Origin of the sequence: Nocardia sp. NBC_01327, assembly GCF_035958815.1 — a bacterium.
Taxonomy (GTDB): Bacteria; Actinomycetota; Actinomycetes; order Mycobacteriales; family Mycobacteriaceae; genus Nocardia.
The window spans coordinates 2,324,440-2,340,220 of the sequence record NZ_CP108383.1 but is presented as its reverse complement, the minus strand read 5'-3'; the positions used below and the strand labels follow the sequence as shown (position 1 = coordinate 2,340,220).

Genomic DNA, 15,781 nt, shown 5'->3' with positions numbered 1-15,781 from the left:
TTGGGCGGTGTGAGCGTCACCGCCGATTTACGTAGCTGGGCAGCCGACATTGCGCGTGTCCAGCTCGCAGAACTCCCCCGCCGATGGAGGCATACCCAGGGCGTCGCTAGGCAGGCCGAGCGAGCCAGCGCCGTTGTGGATGACGGAGATCTGCTTGTAGCCGCGGCATGGCTGCACGATGTCGGATACGCCCCTCATCTTGCTCACACGGGCTTTCATCCTGTAGACGGCGCGGTGTTCCTGACGGAGCTCGGAGCGCCAGAGCGGTTGTGCGCCTTGGTGGCCCACCATTCGTGCGCATGCGTTGAAGGCCGGAACCGAGACATTGCGATTCCGTGGACAGACGAACGTACTTCACTTCGCGACGCCCTGTGGTGGGCAGACATGACCACAACGCCGACCGGCACAGCCACCGATGTGCGGCGGCGAATCAAAGAAGTTCTGCGGCGGTATGGCCCCGACCACGTCGTGACGAGATCTGTCTCTGAGGCGTCAGAGGAGCTCATCGCCGCGGGCGATCGGACGGAGAAACTTCTCACCGATCGGACTCAGGTGAAATAGGGCTCGGCTCGATCTTCGAGTCCGCGATCAAGGCGGAGCTTGATGGAGGGGTGGATATCGAGTGCCTGGAGCGCATCGGGTGCGACCCACTTGACCGCTTTGGACTCGGAGCTCGTCCGAAGTTCTCCGCCAATGGGATCGGCCCTGAAGCAGATCGAGAACTCTTGGCGCACTTCGCCATCGTCGTATGCGATGACATGTTCGGGATCGGAGAAGACGCCGATCAATCCTGTCACCTTCACATCGATCCCCGTCTCCTCCTTCACTTCGCGGACTACCGCCTGAGCCGGGGTCTCGCCAACTTCAAGTTCACCGCCCGGAATCGAGTACTTACTGTTGTCCGTCCGATGGATGAGAAGGATCTCGCCACGGGCGTTGCGAATCAACGCGCTGACGGCAGCCTTGATGCTGTTCGCAGCCGGAGCCTTCGGGTCGTAATAGAAGTCAGTTCGACTCATCCTCTGATCCTCGAAAAGTCGGCAGCATCGGAGTTCGACCAAACGTGTTCAAAACTGGTCATGTACGTCTCGAACAGGTCGCCAGTCGCCAGTCTGCGCAGGTGCAGCGCCGGAGCGTAGGCACCGGGCAGTCCGAAGACGTGCATATTCACGATCATTTCATCATCGAATCGAAAGATCGAGTTGTAAAGCGTCGTGCCATGGAATCGAATCTCGACACCATCCACATCGCCTAATGGCTCCACGAGGGCGAGCGCGTTCCTGATTCGAGCGGGCACCGTACCGACCGCAAGACTCTCCTCACCGCTCCGTTTTGAGGCTTCGTCCGCCACTGGATCACCGAACAGCATCCGCACTGAGAGCCCCTGGCGCACTTTTGTTTTGATGATCTTGGCGAAGGCCGGTTCTTCAGCAAGGAACAAACCCGCCAGGACCAACACGTCGATGCGCTCGGAGCAATCGCGCAGAAGCCGGGACCACAGATCTGCCGGGATCACACTCCGATGCGGATAGACCTTGATCACTTCAGCTTCGGCTAGTTCCGTCCGCCGTTCGGCATCGATGGCATCAGGCCAGAGGTAGTTCTCGGTCTCATGGACAAGAGCCGCGAGCGCACGGCGATGTTTCGGGTACGGCGTCCGACCCTTATTGATCCATCGCTCAACGGTTTTCGCGTCTACGCCGATCGCAGATGCCGCACTCTCCGGAGTAAAACCGTTGCTCAGCAGTGAATCTTCCAGCCGGTCATTCGTCACAGCCCCACCTCCCTGGAGGGATTTCTAGGGACGAGTTTAGGCCGATTCAGACGTCCCTACAAGTCCCGTTCGACGGTGATGCCGTCCATGCCCAATCCAGTTTCCTTGTGACACAAGCGAGTACATGGCTCGCTCGGAGATTCCCAAAGGAACTGATCGGAGGCGAAAGACGTGACTCAGGACAAGGGCGATCGAGTACTGCAAGCAAGGATCGCAGCCCACGCATCGTGGGCACAGACGAAGGATCGAGCCGCGCGAACTGCCAACGCGCGCAAGGCGTTACTCGACAAGTTCGAACGTGCGGTTGACCCCGATGGGCTGCTGACCCCAGATGAACGGGCATTTCGGGCCGAGCACGCACGGAAAGAGCACTACCTGCGGCTCAGCCGAAAGTCAGTACAAGCGCGGCGACGCAGGAACTGCCGGAAGCAGCACAACGGTGGTGATGCAGCATGATTCGAACCTCGCTCTTGATACTCGCCGCTGTTCTGATCGTTGGCGCCTTGGTACCCCAACTGGCGGTTCTAATGCTGGTGGCGCTGCTGCTACTCGGAGTCGCGGGTCTGGTCTGGACCTTCTCAAACCCATTCGGGCACAAGCGGCGAGGTGGTCGGCGATGAACGGCGACTACTTTATGTTCGAGCCGCAGACCCGGACGGCTGTGCCGGTGTCACCGCAGATCGTGTTCGGGTTGTTCTTTCTGGTGTTCGCGTTCGCCGTGGGGATGTACTGCGGTGTCCTGCTGTTCGGTCGGCATGCTTCGCAGCCGGTGACGGTGGTGGCGTGCCCTGCACCGGAGTCGACGCAGGTTGCCCTGTGGCCTGCTGGGTGCCCGCGTGTGGCGGTGACGCGGTGAGCGTGCCGGAGTTTCGTCAGCAGCCGCACGAGACCCGGTTCTTGGAGTTCTTGTGCCAGGAGCGGGGGATGTTCGTCACGACGATGGCGACCGCCACCGGGCGCAGTATGCGGGGTGCGCACACTATGGCGCGCCGGTTGAAGGAGTCCGGGCAGGTTCACCTGACGCGCCTGGATTACGGATCGCCGGGGCCGTGGCGGCACTCGACACACTTCGACGATGTCGAGGTGGTGCCGCAGGGCCCGCTGGTCATTTACCCGACTCGCGAAACCGCTTGGGGTTACCTGGATTTCGATCCTGGTGAGTGGCGGCCGCGCCCGTCGACGGCGGCGCACATGACCGCGGTGACGGAGTTGCGGTTGGCGTTGACCGGGATGCAGACCGATCCGGAGGTCTGGACCAGCGAGCGCCTGCTGTACCGGCATCTCAATTCCGATCCCGGGCAGCCCAACGGCCATATTCATGATGCCTGGTTCCAGGACTTCACCGACCCGGACAAGGTCTGGGCGATCGAGGTCGAACTCTCCCGCAAGCGCGGGTCAGGCCGATTGGCGGCAGCCATGACCGCGGCCCTTGACGCGGCGGACCGGCACGAGTTGGCCGGCGTCCTGTACTTCGTCCGCGGGGAAACCCTGCGCCGCGCGGTGGAAGGCACTGCGACCCGTATCGCGCACAAGCGAGGCATGGAGAGCCTGCCGAATCTTGAAATCCATGACCTGGACGCCACTTTGGCGAAGAAGGGAGTGCGGTGACATGACGAGCGAAAGACAGCCACTGATCATCTTCGTGGACCCTGCGGGCGGTGAACCCCCGGCACGGATCGTGCGCCGGGTGGCGGAGTCCCTGAGCCGTTCGGGGGTGAGCCCGGAGCGAATCGGGTTGTGGCCCAACGGAGATTCTCGGGACTGGTGCTCAATGCCCGCGGAAGACATCCGGGCCATGTTGGAGGACCTGCTCAGGGCGGTTCCACCCGAGGGGGTGAGCCAGCGATGAGCGGATGTGTTCCGATGATCACTCCCGACGACTGCGGCACCACCGCCGCGCCGGTGCCGACGACCGTCCCGGTGCCGACGATGCCGGTCACGGCGATCGCGCAACCACCAGCCCCTATTGCGGTGAGTACGGTTCCTGGAGAACAGCATTCGCCGGGCCAGTTCCAGAATGCGACTCTGCCGAACGGCTGGCACGCACCGAACTGGCACCTCCATATCTCCAGCGTCGGCGAAGTGTTCGCCACCCTGGGTATCGCCCTACTCGGGCTTGCGTTCGTGGTGGTGCTGGCCGTGGGCATGAATCTGTTCGCTGGTTGGCGGCGGTGGGAGGCGCGGCAGGTCCGCAACTACGGGCTCGGTGCGCTGGTGCTGCCGGTCGCGGCGATGTGGGTGGCGAACTCCTGGTTCGCACCACTTGTGTTGTGGTGGCAGGGCAGCACGGTGTTCGCCCGCTCCGGCCCCGGCTCGGGAGCGATGATCGCGATGATTACCGGGTGCCTGCCGCTCGCCTGGGCTGGTGCGGCGCTGTATCGGGCACGGTTCCTGTCCCGGCTCGGGACCGAGGGCATCGGGTCGCCGTGGAAGACCCGCCGCCTGCAACGACGCCAGCAATTGGGCAAGGCCGCTGCCGCGCGCCGTGCCGCGAAATATGGTGCGCCGCTGGTAACGGGCTGGCTGAAGGCGAAGGTGGTGCTCGGGCCGCTGTCGGAGCGGACCGACGCGACGCAGTCGACCACGATCACGCAGATGGCCGATCGGCATGGGTCGAAGTTGGAGCTGCCGATCGAGGGGCTCGGGCACATGGTGGTGCTGGGCAAATCGCAGAAGGCAGGCAAGACCACCGCCCTGGTACGGCTCGGGACCGGCTTGTACTGCGCCTACTGGCACCGCTACGTGCGGACCGGGGAGAAGCGCCCGCTGCTGATCTTCGTGGACTGCAAAGGCGGCAAACCCGGATTACAAACCGGCCGTCAGGTGGTGCGGATCGCCGCCCGGCTCGGAGTTACTCCTAGCCGGATTGCGTTGTGGCCCATAACCAATCGCCTCGATCTGTGGTCGATGAATGTCGAGGACATGTGCGCCACCCTCGAATCGATGATCAACCCGGTGCAATCCAGCAACCTGGGTGAGGAGCACTTCAAACAGAACCGGGTCCGCGTCACCAAGCTCGCGGTCACCGCACCGGAGGGCAAACCGCGCTCGAAACAGGAGTTCCTGGACCGGCTTTCGGTCGCTTACCTGAAGGAGGCGTGGAAGGACCACGACTCGATCCTCAACGAGATCGATGCCCTGGAGCAGTCCAAGCCGCCCGCGGTGGGGGACGTGTCGGGCAAGTTCCGCAACATCTTCGCCGCGATCGGCGAGGGCTTCGACGGCGGGCGCCCCCTGGATTCCTTCGATGTCATCTATGCGACCGTGCCCGGCACGGTCCGCGGAGACAACGCCCGCGCCCAGGTCGCCGCACTGACCACACTCATTGCCCAGTTCGCGTGTGGTGAGCATGACCGGCAGATCGTTTTGATCATCGATGAGATGTCGGCGGTGGCCGACAAGACCGGTGGCATCAATCAGTTCGATATCGCCGAACGGCTGTTGGGGATGGGTGTGGTGGCGTTCTTCGCCGCCCAGAACCAATTCGGGCTCGGGCAAACCCCGATGAACGCCGCCGCCTGCTGGAATCGTGCCCCTCCGGCGCCCTGTTGATGGCCCTGGAAGGTGCGGGGAAGGTCTCGGAGGTGTTCGGGTCACGGCCGGTCACCGAGAACACCCGGCATGCCAAGGGCGGCAAGGTCGGTGACGAAGGCACTCTCGGTAACCGCGAAACCTTCTTCATCGATCCGAACCGGCTCGCGGAATTCGGTGTCGGTGACGTGGTGTGGGTGCACGCCCTCAAAGCCCAATGGGCCCACATCATCCCGGTCGACCCCGACGAACTCTCGCCCTTGCCGGCGGACCCGCGCCCGCAGCGATGGGCCAGGAACACGAAGGCCCGGGTGCCACTGAAAGCGGTCCGGGATCTGGATTCCGGGCGTGCGCGCCGCGCCGATATCGGGTTCGACGAAAACCAGGACGGTGCGGCATGACCGACTACCTGCGCTCGGTGGCCGCCTACGTGGCCACCCAGAGCGGACACCACAACAACGGTGTCCACCGTGATGGCCACCCCGGACAACCCGCCCAGACGACCGTGGCCACCCCGGACACCAAGGCGGACAACCCCATTACCGACACGGACAACGAGGCGGACAGGGGATGGACACGATGAGCACGCCGATCGCCCCACCCCGAGGCCGAGGAGTCGCACGGACCGGGTTCGTGTTCGGGTCCCTGACCTCGGTGGCCACCAATGTCCTGCACACCTTCCTGCCCGGTGTCCATATGCCCGCGAGCTTGGCGCTGGTGATCGCGGCCCGAATCGGGGCGGCAGCCTGGCCGATCGGATTGCTGCTGAGCATCGAAGTACTCGCCCGCGCGCAATGGCGGCGCGGCCCCGCATGGGCGATAGCCCGGTTCGGCGGAGCGGGCACGGTCGCACTCGGTTCAGCGGTCATCTCTTACGGGCACGTCCGAGATGTGCTGCTGGCCTGGGGATACGGGCACCCCGCTGCCGAATTCGGGCCGCTCACCCTAGATGGACTGATGGTGGTGTGCGGGTTCGCGCTGCTGTCGATGACCCCGACCGACACCGCCACCACACCAATCGGCCGATCCAGGGTGAACACCACCGCCGTGCGCCCGATTCGAACTCTCAATCCGAAACAAGCTGTTCCCCGGGAGGTTTCACTAACCACCCAGATCGAAGCCCTCACACCGCCGGTCCGCCCCACCGCTGAGGCAGTGGCCACGGTGACTGGACACCCCGAATCCGCTGCCGGACAGGTGGACACGACTGCCGTGGCGGTGGACACGGAGGTGGACAACCGGCGGACACGGGCGCAGGAGCTCCACGCGCAGGGGTGGACCCATGGCCGTATCGCGGCCGAGCTCGCGGTCAGCAAGCGGACAGTGCGCCGCTATGTGGCCACCGGGGCGGACAACGAACAGCCGGTCCGTGGCCACGCGGACAACACCCTGGACACCCCCGAGGGCAGCGAAGTGGACACAGCGGCCACCGATCCCAGCGTCCCGGTTCCCGGCTGGCTGGCCGCGCTCGACACCAACCACCACGACAACCACGAAGGAGTCCTCGCATGACCAACAACGGCAAGAGCATCGACTGGGACGGGGAGCTGCAAGAGCTCATGGAGTCCTCCGGTCTCACCGCGGCTGACCTGATCCGCCCGAGATGGACGACCCGAGCATGGCGCACGGTCCGTAATGCCCGCGCCGCTCTGACTGCGATAGCGGTCGTAGTGCCGCTGATGTGGCTGATCTCTGAGTCCGGCGCTCCGGCCGCGGCCACCATGCCATTGCTGTGGTGGCTGGCGGGCTGGATCGGCTACGGCATCTGGATCAGCGTGGGCCGCCCCGACTGGGCCACCACCTTCAACACACTGCGCGACTTCGGAACTACCGCCTTCGGGGCCGGATCGCGGTTCGCCTTCGAACACTCCCGTCCACTGCGTGCCCGCATACGCGTCTGGCGCGCCGCCCGTGACCGCAATCCAGCCGCCGCAGCAACGGCATAACCCATCCAGAAAGGAACCAAATCCCATGCCCAGCAATGAACGCACTCCCATCTTCGGCGGTGACCGAATGGCAATGTCCGGTAAAGAAACTGACGAAATCGCACGAAGCTGGCCACAGCTGGCAACGCTGCTGTTCCAACTGTTGCAACAGCTCAACAAGGCCACCCACGACGGATCAGTCCGCCTCAGCCGGGCGCAGTGGAAACAGGTGCACGCCGAAGCCCGCGAAGCCCAGAAGCTCTACACCTACCAGGTCGACACGACCCAGCAGTGGTACCAGGCCCGCGCCCAGGACTATCAGCGCGAATCCAAAGCCGCGGCCGCCCGCGCCGCCGCAGGAGCTAGTGCAGAGAAACAAGCCCGCGATACCGCGTACCTGTCGGGGTTGCGGGCCAGTGTGGAGCACACCATCCACGAGACCGTCCTCACCGCCGAAGAGCGCGGTCAGGTGGTGCAGACCCTCGACAAGGTCGACGCCGATCCGGCGAAACCGGTGGCCCGCAATGTGTTCGAACCGGTGGCCGGTAATGAGGCGGTGCGTGCCCGCCATGCTGCCGCGGTCAGCGAACACAAGGTCGTGCGGCACCGGGAGAAGCTCACCGCGACCGAGACCGCGAGTGCGGGCACTCAGGTGCAGGGGCCGGATGTAGCAGCACTGCGCCGCGAGAACATCCAGCGTTTCGACGAGCTGGCCGGTCGCCTCGCGCGGCTGGAGGAGCGGATCGAGGAAATCATTCCCCGCGAAACCAATACGGCCACAGCCTCTTCCAATGGTCATGCCGCGCCTCGCAAGACCCAGCAGGCCCGCAACCACGCTACCGCCGCGCAATCGCCGTCCGGTCCCCGTGTCGAGGAACAGCAGCATGCGGAGGCGGAAGCCGGTCCGCATACCGGGATGCACGCCGAAGCCGAGACCGTGACGGCCGAGCATCCGCAGCAGGCCGAGGCGGAGCCGCCGGACGTGCCCTATATCGCGCAGATGGACGCCGAGCAGTGACCAGCGCTGCCGACTGTCTGCCCCGAGTTTTTATCAACAACACCAGAAAGGAATCCACCGCCACGACCGCACCCACGCAGCCGAATCGGCTGACACCCCAACCCTATTCATGTTTCCCCTACCGATCCGAATTTGTTTCGGACAACCAATTAGCAACGGACACAACCAAAACCGATTTGGAGAAGTGAGAACAATGTCCGGTGAAACTACCCTGACCGTCGTCGGTAATCTGACCGACACTCCTGAGCTGCGCCAGATTACCGGCGGGCACATGGTCGTGAACTTCACGGTCGCATCAACACCACGGGTATTCGACCGCCAGTCGAACCAGTGGAAGGACGGCCCCGCGCTGTTCCTACGATGCACGATGTGGCGCGATGCCGCCGAAAACGTTGCCCAATCCCTGTCCAAGGGATCTCGGGTGATCGTTTCCGGGAAGTTGAGCCAGCGTACGTACGAGGACCGTGAGGGCGTCAAGCGCACGGTTGTCGAGCTGGTCGCCGATGAGATCGGGGTGTCGCTGAAATACGCGGTGGCCAAGCCCATCAAGCGGACTGCCCTCGCGGGCAACCGCAACGGTGGTGGCCAGGCAGGCAAGGCGGGTCCGAGCGGCGTGGCCAGTGATGACCCGTACGCGACGTCCGCGCCGAGTCCGGAGGAGGTGGCGTGATCATGCGGAACCTCTTCGATTACACCAACGGCAGCGACGACGGCAATGGCGACCGCGGGTTGCAGTTCAGTGTGATGTGCATGGAGTTCTATGTCTGCTACGACGAGGTAGTCGACAGTGTCATGTTCGGCGTCCGTGCCGGTGACCACGAACCGATGATGATGGCGATGTCCCCGGTGCAAGCAATGAGCTTGCGGGACATGTTCAACAACGCCATCGCGGACGCGGTGACCATGCCGGAAGGGATGGCCTGATCATGGCGTATCTGAGCACCGACGCACGCGCAGCATCCAACGGTAAGAACGGCATTGGAGGACACGGCAGTCTCAACACGCATTGGCACAACATGCCCGATGCCAAGGTCGAGCTCCTGTCGGAGTCCGATATTCGCGGTGACATCGAAATCCGTTGGAAGATCGCTTCTTTCGAAGGAGTATTGGCCGATCTGACGGTCAGCGAGGCCCGCACCTTGCGGGACAACCTGACTGCGGCCATCACCGAGTTCGAAGAAAGCAACCACAGCGGCATCGACAACGAGGTCGAGGACCAGGATTCCATCAATGACGATGGTTCCTCGCCCGCGCCGGCATGGGTTCGCGACGCCCAGAAGTACGGGCTTCCGTCCCCGTTCGAACGAGTTGCGGCACAGGAAAACCAGTCCGCCACACGCGGACCGGAAGGAGTGGCGTGATGGTATCGATCAATCCGCTCACCCCGGACACCGATCAGTTGATGGCGGTGATGGAGTCGCGTGAGGTGTTTCGATTCACGTTCCTCTACAACCTCGACGGCAAGTTCCGGGTGGTCACGGTGCAACCGGACCGCAAGGACGCCGCTGATCTGCTGATGGCCATCACAGAGGCCCTGGAAGTCGGGAAGCATCGCGAGGACAGCACCCTCGCTGTTCGGGATGCGACCGCGGTCGCGGTGTATATCGCCGAGTTGATCAGGGAGCGTGACGATTCCCGGGACCGATGCAAGGAACTGCTCGATCAGGTGCAGTGCCTGCAATGGGACCTGGGTGCGCTCCAAACCCAACACGACCGGTGCCCGACACCCTCGTCCGCAAGGCGGCGGTGATGGACCCGGACAAGGCGCTGAACGAGATCCGCGAATTGATCAAGCAATACGACGAACTCGGCATGTGGAAGAGGGACTACGACTGCAACGACGCAGCCCGCATCCTCATCGACCTCGCCCAGACCGTCGCCGCGCTGGACCAGTGGCTCACCTTCGGCGGGTTCATCCCGGAAGCCTGGGTGCGCTGCCACGGCAACCAACCGCGGGAGCAATGGTCCTCATGACCTGCACATCGGGGTATTGGTTCTGTGCGTGCCGGGACTGCTTCGACATCGTGGTCGGAGATCTGTTCACCCCGGTGTTGTGCAGTGCCTGCGAAGAAGCCGGATGTCCGGGCGATGGGGAATGCCAGCGAGATGATGCTTACTCAACGGAGTGTGAGCACCACAACCGCCGTGCGGTAGATGAATTCAACGAGGAATGCATCGACTGCGGCATCACCAGACCCTACGACGTGAGTCGTGGTGTCGACCATGGCCCGAACCAGTAAGCCGGTCAGCCGCCGGGAACTGGCGCTCGGGCGGGAACTTCAGGAGCAGTACGAGCGGGGCCGCACGTGGGTCACGATCGCCGTGGACTTCGATATCTCGAAGACCAAGGCGCAGCGACTAGCAAAGGCATACCGCGAGGACTGCGACCGAAGAGCCCACCAGAACCAGCTGGCCTTGTTCGGCTGACCGATCCGGACACAACTGAATAGCAAAAAACGGAGTCCGTGCCTGTTTCTACCAGGCACGGGCTCCGTGCCTGTTTCTACCAGGCGACCCCGTGCCGCGGATACCGGACGCGATGATCCCGGTGAACTTCAGCGGTTCGAACGGGGTGGGGTGGGGGTGCGTGGAGAAGGCGGGCAGGCCCCGCCTGCCCGCTTATCTGCCCGCTGTGGGTGCCGCAGTACCTCCCGATTCTGGGGGACGCGCCGACCGAATTTCCTGTGCCGGGCCGGTGGGTGATCATGATGGGGCGCGGGGAAATTCGGTCGAGTGGGCGCGCGGCCCCTGGAATCGCTGGAGGGGCGGCACCCGTAACATCGCGCACCCCCACCCCGCCCCTGAAGGTGACAGGCGCTCGAACAGCCAACTGGCACCGGGTCCGCCGCGTCCCCGAACCACGCGACACGCCGGGCGTCACCGAGATATCCGGTGCGGCATACGCCGGGCAAAAACGTGGCACGGGCGGTACCCCTGGCGTGTCAAAGGTCGGCATAACCCCGCGCACTGCTGCGCGAGGTGGGTAAATGCCGGTCATCTCGGTGTCCAGGTTGTGCAGGCGTGTCTCCTACCTTCCCGCCCTCTGACCTGGGGAAAGGTTCTTCACTCTCAGAGGACAGCAAATACACCCAACAATGTGTATTTGCTGTCCTCTGAGAGTGAAGAAGTGAGTAGTGAGAGGGCGGGAAGGTAGGAGAAAGTGAGTAGTAAGAATTTTCAGGAGAAGTAAAAGAAGTAGGTTGCGTTGGGTGCAGAGCGTTGCCGTTGGGTAGGTGGTGGCGTCGGGTAACGAAGGTGCGAAGCTGCCGGTTGAGTGCGTGGTGGCGTACGGAGCGCGTAGTCCGGTCCGGTGTCCAAGGTTTCGTTCCTGGCCCCGGTGGCGAGCGTGGCCCGGTAATACTGCGGCGGTCGGGGATACCCTGGGCGCGCGCCGCATCTTAACCGCGCCGCCCCTCCAGCGATTCCAGAGGCCGCGCGCCCACTCGACCGAATTTCCCCGTGCGGCCAAGTGATCACCCACCAGTCCGGTGCAGGAAATTCGGTCGGCGCGTCCACTGGAATCGGGAGGTACTACGGCGCGGTGAGCAGGCGTTGCGGGGCAGGCCAAGGGCAGCCTGCCCCGGCGAGAGCGCGGCGCACGCCCAGGGAATCGACGCTCTCCCGGGACTCCATTTTCCGCTAACATGTACGTGTCAAAACCGTTGGGCCGCAGGTTGACACGTACGTGTCAAGACTCTTCGGAAGGACCCGGAGACCATGACCGACTCCGACACCATCACCGGCCTATTGGTCGCCGCGCTCGAAAATGCGTGGGCGGCAATCCGATCCCATCATTCCGACGTGCCTGACGTGGTGCTCACAGTGGGGTCTGGATCGACCGGTGGCAGCGAACTCACGCTCGGGCACTTTGCGCCGGACCGATGGGTACGCGGTGAGTACGAGCTACATGAGCTGTTCATCGGCGGGGAAGGACTCCAGAGGGGCGCGGTCGACGTGCTCGGCACCCTGTTGCACAAGGCCGGCCATGGTGTCGCGGTCATCCGCGGCATCAAAGACACCAGCCGACAGGGCCGTTGGCACAACGAGCGCTACCGCGCCCTAGGTGAGGAACTTGGGCTTGTCCTCGAACAGCACCCGAAACTCGGATGGTCGGTCACCACTGTGCCGGACCAGACCCGGGAACTGTACCGAGAAGATTTAGATGAGTTGACCTTCGCCTTGGTGGCCTACCGGCGGCGCGAGCCAGTTCGGCAGAGCGGACGCAAGTCCAACAACGGGCTGCCGGCAGAATGTGGCTGTGGTCGTAAGATTCGCGTTTCGCGCAGCACGCTCAATGATGGGCCGATCTACTGTGGCCTCTGCGCAAACAGGTTTCGGTGCGACGACGAAAGGAACTCCGCCGACTCCGTGTCAGCGCTCTTCGAAAACCTGCCCGATTGAATGCAGAAGGAGTCCGCGCCATCGATGTCACAGCGCGGACTCCGCTCCTACTTCCACCGGCCCGGTAACGGAGTGTTCCGCATGGCAGGATGTAGGTAACTATTGCTCTGAATACCAACCCCTAAGAAGGGCTGCGACTGACGAGCGTATGAAGGCGGTGTGCAACAGCCAATCCGGTGATAACTGACGTGGCTGCGCCTGAGATCAGCCCGACCAGCACACCAGATGTTGGCCCGTGCAGAGCCGCAACTCCGAGTCCAGCAGGTATGCCGGCACCCGCGCCAGCGGTTAACCCAACCAGCATCGATAGTCCGATGATCACCATCGATCGGAGCGAGATCAATGATCCGGCGTTGTCTCCCGGGTCACCGCTAGGCCCATCGCCCTGGTGACTGCTGGAGCCCGCTACTGTTGACATCCTCGTCCTTCCTGCCCAATCTGCACGGTCGTGACGAGGACGGCCCCCTGTTACCGCAGGGGGCCGTTGCCGTTTCGGCTTCAGCTTCGCCGTCCTCACCGCCGATAGCCTCCCCCCACCGGGGGGTTTGGTCAAGTCAGACATTTTTGCGCGTCGGGTTGTCGATTTTCGCCAACAGCGTTATGGTTGGTGTCATGGCAAAGCAAGTTGGGGCCATGGGGCCTAGTGGTTTACGGCTTGGTGTAAGGCTGCGGGAGCTGCGGCAGTCGCATGGGCTCACTTTGAACCAATTGGCGGACAGGCTGACGGAACTCGGCAGACCAATCGACTTGTCCGCATTGGCAAAGATTGAGAAGGGTCAGCGACGAGTTGACGTTGATGACCTCGTCGCCCTTGCTCTCGCACTAGATGTTTCCCCGAACTGGCTCCTCCTGCCCGATAGCGCTTCAAGTAATCGAGTGGAGATCACGGCAGCGTACGGTACGTCTGGAACTGAGGCTTGGCTGTGGGCATTACGTGACCAGCCTGTCAATCTGAAAAATTCGTCAGAACGAACTGTCGTTGTTGCTCAAGAACATTCCGTACAATCGAATTTCTGGTTTCTTGAGAAAGAGTGGCCGGAAATTTACTATCAAGCACTGTGTGCAGAGAAGTTTGTGCAGGTCGATCCCAAAATCTCATGTGTGTATTGTCGATCGACATTGGAAATGACAATGCTGTGGCTTGGGAAGGCTACTGGCTACGAGGAGGCTTTCACCGGCAACTCTACGTCTGCCCTTATTTCATGGCTTGTTAGCAATGGCGCTATTCCGGATGGGGTGGCATCGACTGCAAAGAGTATCTATCGGAGCGGAAGCGAGGCTGCACATAGTTCGCGGATATTTCGTTTGGATGATGCACTGACCACCATTGAAGCACTCTTTGACGTATTGAAATGGTTTTCCCGTGCTAGTTCATCAAACTATGGCGAATTGCTGGATAGAGAAGCAGCTTTCGATACCTCATTTTCGAGCTCGGCAAATTTGCATAATGTTGACATTTCCCAAACGGTCGAATCGGGAAGGCTGTCTACAAAAGCGTCGATGACCGATACGCTTGCCTCGGATTCTAGAATTTTCAAATACCCATCCGTGGATGCTGCATTGACCCAACAGATGGGTAAACCGGGCGCTGAGGTAGAGTCAAACGTTTTGTTCGAGCTACTTCTTGCGGAAACGGGCTGGATAGATACCTCCACGATAAGCCGAGATTACAGGATAAAAAGGAGTAAGGGTCCAGAATCCTATTTCATCGACTACGTGCTATGGGACAATACCGATAAACCGCTCGCCCTTGTCGAGGTTAAGTCTGGCAAGTCCAATTTGAATATCATGTTCGAGCAATTGCGAACATATGGCCGCGAGTTTGAGAACCGATCTAGTCGACGACCTTTTCTATTCTGCGTGAACGGCAGCGAAGTATTTATCTGGGACGAGATATCTGCTTCTCCTCGTAGAATTAGCGGCTTCCTTACAAAAGAAGAGTTGCTCCGTAGGATTGATTTGCGCTCGAATCAGCGTAGTTTGAATGATGCTGTTGTAGCTGAAAATCTCTCCCTAAGAAGACATCAAAGCAGCATAGTGCGTGCGGTTCTGACCGCCTTTGATCAGCAAGGCAGGCGCAAGGCGCTGGTAAGCATGCCGACTGGTTCCGGGAAGACTCTGACGAGCGTAGCTCTGATTGATATTCTTTTTCGCGCAGGCTGGGCAAGGCGTGTTCTGGTACTCACGCATCGAAAGATGCTTGAACACCAGATTTCGGAGATCCTGCGTATGCACCTTTCGGATATTTCAATTTCAACCGAAATACGCGAGGAATCAGATGCATGTGTCTTTGTGGCAGCGCCTCACAAGTTCGCATCTCTAGTGCCGCCCGATGATGAAGCAGGGTCTAGTGGCTACGGCCACGGGTTCTTCGACCTGATAGTTATTGATGATATCGCGGCGGTCGGCACACGTCCCTATCAGAAATTAATAGACTACTTTGATGCGTTGGTAGTGGGATTTACGTCCAGCCCTCCGGATGGTTTGGATGGAAATATTCGTGAGCTATTCGATATTCGGTACGGTGATCTAACGGCCAGCTACGGATTCGATGACGCGATAAGAGATGGCTATCTTGTTGGTCCCGAATTTGTCAAAGTCCAGATTGGGCCACATTGGGACAGAGGATCAGCCGGACAGATTATGAGTGAGGAGGCTATCGATGCCGCTTTGAGCGTTCTAACGAACGATGGCATGCGTGCAGAAGATGGCCGAGTAGGAAAGACTATAATCTTTGCTCAAAGTATCCGTCATGCGGAAATGATCGCTCGTCGGTTCCGGTTGAACTATCCGGAAATGGAGCATGATTTCATACTTCCAATTAACTCAACTACGGCGTATGCGCCGGAAGTTATTGACAGATTCAGAAATATCGACGAAATGCCCCGGGTTGCGGTTTCGTCGGGAATGTTGGATTCAGGTATCAGTGTGCGTGAAGTTGTGAACCTCGTATTTCTAAGGCAGATTGGCTCCAAGAATATTTTCTGGACGATGCTGGGCATGGGATCGCAACTCGCCCCCAACAAGGATAGGTTTCGTGTGTTCGATTTCGGCGACAATACAGCGCACTATTTGAAGTAAAATGGACGCCACTGGGCAGCGCAGGCGACGAGTACGGCCCGTTTGACCTCC

Annotated in this window: 19 protein-coding genes; 17 read left to right on the top strand and 2 right to left on the bottom strand. The window is 61.3% G+C overall.

The genetic code is table 11. The annotated features are described in order from the left end of the window. The first annotated feature begins 9 nt into the window (after positions 1-9). Complete coding sequence (locus tag OG326_RS43000) at positions 10-561, top strand: HD domain-containing protein (protein ID WP_442790937.1); 552 nt, start codon at positions 10-12, stop codon at positions 559-561. Here the strand turns inward: OG326_RS43000 and OG326_RS10225 are convergent. Together OG326_RS10225 and OG326_RS10220 are read right to left on the bottom strand one after the other, a co-directional pair. Then, positions 549-1,019, bottom strand: a complete 471-nt coding sequence (locus OG326_RS10225) for an NUDIX hydrolase (protein WP_327144383.1) — start codon at positions 1,017-1,019, stop codon at positions 549-551. The genes OG326_RS43000 and OG326_RS10225 overlap by 13 nt on opposite strands. Next, positions 1,016-1,774 carry an XRE family transcriptional regulator gene (locus tag OG326_RS10220; protein ID WP_327144382.1) on the bottom strand — a complete coding sequence of 253 codons (759 nt, stop codon included), beginning with the start codon at positions 1,772-1,774 and terminating at the stop codon, positions 1,016-1,018. The genes OG326_RS10225 and OG326_RS10220 overlap by 4 nt, the downstream gene beginning before the upstream one ends. A 616-nt stretch (positions 1,775-2,390) precedes the next feature. On the opposite strand from OG326_RS10220, the gene OG326_RS10215 reads away from it, so the two are divergent. From OG326_RS10215 to OG326_RS10140, 16 genes are all read left to right on the top strand, one after another. After that, positions 2,391-2,630, top strand: a complete 240-nt coding sequence (locus OG326_RS10215; RefSeq protein WP_327144381.1) for a hypothetical protein — start codon at positions 2,391-2,393, stop codon at positions 2,628-2,630. A 68-nt stretch (positions 2,631-2,698) separates the two neighbouring features. After that, a complete protein-coding gene (locus OG326_RS10210) occupies positions 2,699-3,382 on the top strand; it encodes a hypothetical protein (RefSeq protein WP_327144380.1) in 684 nt (227 codons plus the stop codon). Positions 3,383-3,637: 255 nt separating this feature from the next. Continuing rightward, positions 3,638-5,326, top strand: coding sequence for a hypothetical protein (locus tag OG326_RS10205; RefSeq protein WP_327144379.1), 1,689 nt, complete (start codon positions 3,638-3,640; stop codon positions 5,324-5,326). 32 nt (positions 5,327-5,358) lie between these two features. Next, on the top strand, positions 5,359-5,706 hold the full coding sequence (locus OG326_RS10200) for a hypothetical protein (protein ID WP_327144378.1): 348 nt from the start codon (positions 5,359-5,361) through the stop codon (positions 5,704-5,706). Continuing rightward, on the top strand, positions 5,703-5,888 hold the full coding sequence (locus OG326_RS10195) for a hypothetical protein (RefSeq protein WP_327144377.1): 186 nt from the start codon (positions 5,703-5,705) through the stop codon (positions 5,886-5,888). The genes OG326_RS10200 and OG326_RS10195 overlap by 4 nt, the downstream gene beginning before the upstream one ends. A gap of 50 nt (positions 5,889-5,938) precedes the next feature. Then, positions 5,939-6,817, top strand: coding sequence for a terminase gpP N-terminus-related DNA-binding protein (locus OG326_RS10190; RefSeq protein WP_327144376.1), 879 nt, complete (start codon positions 5,939-5,941; stop codon positions 6,815-6,817). After that, positions 6,814-7,251: a hypothetical protein gene (locus OG326_RS10185; RefSeq protein WP_327144375.1), complete on the top strand. Its 438-nt coding sequence runs from the start codon at positions 6,814-6,816 to the stop codon at positions 7,249-7,251. The genes OG326_RS10190 and OG326_RS10185 overlap by 4 nt, the downstream gene beginning before the upstream one ends. A 25-nt stretch (positions 7,252-7,276) precedes the next feature. Next, positions 7,277-8,248 carry a hypothetical protein gene (locus OG326_RS10180; RefSeq protein WP_327144374.1) on the top strand — a complete coding sequence of 324 codons (972 nt, stop codon included), beginning with the start codon at positions 7,277-7,279 and terminating at the stop codon, positions 8,246-8,248. A 193-nt stretch (positions 8,249-8,441) separates the two neighbouring features. Beyond that, positions 8,442-8,918, top strand: coding sequence for a single-stranded DNA-binding protein (locus OG326_RS10175; protein WP_327144373.1), 477 nt, complete (start codon positions 8,442-8,444; stop codon positions 8,916-8,918). After that, entirely contained in the window at positions 8,915-9,172 is a 258-nt protein-coding gene (locus OG326_RS10170) for a hypothetical protein (RefSeq protein ID WP_327144372.1), read from the top strand. The genes OG326_RS10175 and OG326_RS10170 overlap by 4 nt, the downstream gene beginning before the upstream one ends. 2 nt (positions 9,173-9,174) lie before the next feature. Beyond that, positions 9,175-9,609 (top strand): hypothetical protein, encoded by a 435-nt coding sequence (locus OG326_RS10165; protein WP_327144371.1) that lies wholly within the window; start codon positions 9,175-9,177, stop codon positions 9,607-9,609. Continuing rightward, positions 9,609-9,998, top strand: a complete 390-nt coding sequence (locus OG326_RS10160; RefSeq protein WP_327144370.1) for a hypothetical protein — start codon at positions 9,609-9,611, stop codon at positions 9,996-9,998. The genes OG326_RS10165 and OG326_RS10160 overlap by 1 nt, the downstream gene beginning before the upstream one ends. Then, positions 9,998-10,222, top strand: a complete 225-nt coding sequence (locus tag OG326_RS10155) for a hypothetical protein (protein ID WP_327144369.1) — start codon at positions 9,998-10,000, stop codon at positions 10,220-10,222. Before OG326_RS10160 ends, OG326_RS10155 begins: the two co-directional genes overlap by 1 nt. Positions 10,223-10,471: 249 nt before the next feature. Beyond that, the gene (locus OG326_RS10150; RefSeq protein ID WP_327144368.1) at positions 10,472-10,675 is read left to right on the top strand and encodes a hypothetical protein; all 204 of its coding nucleotides are present in this window, start codon (positions 10,472-10,474) and stop codon (positions 10,673-10,675) included. A gap of 1,290 nt (positions 10,676-11,965) precedes the next feature. Then, complete coding sequence (locus OG326_RS10145) at positions 11,966-12,649, top strand: hypothetical protein (RefSeq protein ID WP_327144367.1); 684 nt, start codon at positions 11,966-11,968, stop codon at positions 12,647-12,649. Between the two features lie 612 nt (positions 12,650-13,261). Beyond that, positions 13,262-15,730 (top strand): DEAD/DEAH box helicase family protein, encoded by a 2,469-nt coding sequence (locus tag OG326_RS10140; protein ID WP_327144366.1) that lies wholly within the window; start codon positions 13,262-13,264, stop codon positions 15,728-15,730. The last annotated feature ends 51 nt before the right edge of the window (positions 15,731-15,781 follow it).